At 67.5% G+C, this 1052-nt stretch carries 1 protein-coding gene; it reads left to right on the top strand.

Annotation, left to right across the window (positions count from 1 at the left end; translation table 11 throughout):
* The coding region (locus ABEA24_RS53325) for an ATP-binding protein (protein ID WP_345444760.1) at window positions 1-1052 on the top strand (1052 nt) is incomplete at both ends.

Genomic DNA, 1052 nt, shown 5'->3' with positions numbered 1-1052 from the left:
CTGCCGGCCGAGGTGACGAGTTTCGTGGGGCGTCGGCATGAGGTGGCCGAGGTCAAGCGGTTGTTGTCGGTGTCGCGGTTGGTGACGTTGACGGGTCCGGGTGGGGTGGGCAAGACCCGGTTGGCGGGGCGGGTGGGTGCGTTGTTGCGGCGGGCGTTCGCTGATGGGGTGTGGTTGGTGGAGCTGGCGGATCTGGCGAATCCGGATCTGCTGGTGCCGGCGGTGTGTGAGGCGTTGCGGATCCGGGATCATTCGGCGCGTCCGGCGGTGGAGGTGCTGATCGATCATCTGCGGGATGCGCAGGCGTTGGTGATTTTGGATAACTGTGAGCATCTGGTGCCGGAGTGTGCGGTGCTGGTGGAGGCGTTGTTGCGGTCGGCGCCGCGGTTGCGGGTGCTGGCGACGAGCCGGCAGCCGTTGGGGGTGGGGAGTGAGCAGTCGTTGTCGGTGCCGACGTTGCCGGTGACTTCTGATGGGGATGTGGGGGTGGTGGCCGGGGATGCGGTGCGGTTGTTCGCTGAGCGGGCCGAGGCGGTGGTGCCGGGGTTCGTGGTGACCGAGGACAACCGGGAGGCGGTGGAGCGGATCTGCCGGCGGTTGGACGGGTTGCCGTTGGGGATCGAGTTGGCGGCCGTGCGTTTGCGGGCGTTGTCGGTGCAGCAGTTGTTGGCGCGCCTTGATGATCGGTTCCGGTTGCTGACGTCGGGGTCGCGGGCGGTGTTGCCGCGGCATCAGACGTTGCGGGCGTTGATCGATTGGAGTTATGGGTTGTGCACCGAGGCGGAGCGGTCGGTGTGGGCGCGGATCTCGGTGTTCTCGGGTGGTCTGGATCTGGAGGCGGCCGAGCAGGTCTGCGTGGGGGACGGGATCGCGCGTGAGGACATGCTGGATCTGGTGGGCGGGTTGGTGGACAAGTCCGTGCTGGTGCGGGAGGAGCATCCGGGGACGGTGCGGTACCGGTTGCTGGAGACCATCCGTCAATACGGCCGCGAACGCCTGATCGCCTCGGGCACCGAACACCTCGTCCAGCAACGCCACCGCGACTACTACCG

Source organism: Actinoallomurus vinaceus, assembly GCF_039542055.1.
Lineage (GTDB): Bacteria > Actinomycetota > Actinomycetes > Streptosporangiales > Streptosporangiaceae > Actinoallomurus > Actinoallomurus vinaceus.
This window is presented reverse-complemented; position numbering and strand designations above follow the sequence as displayed.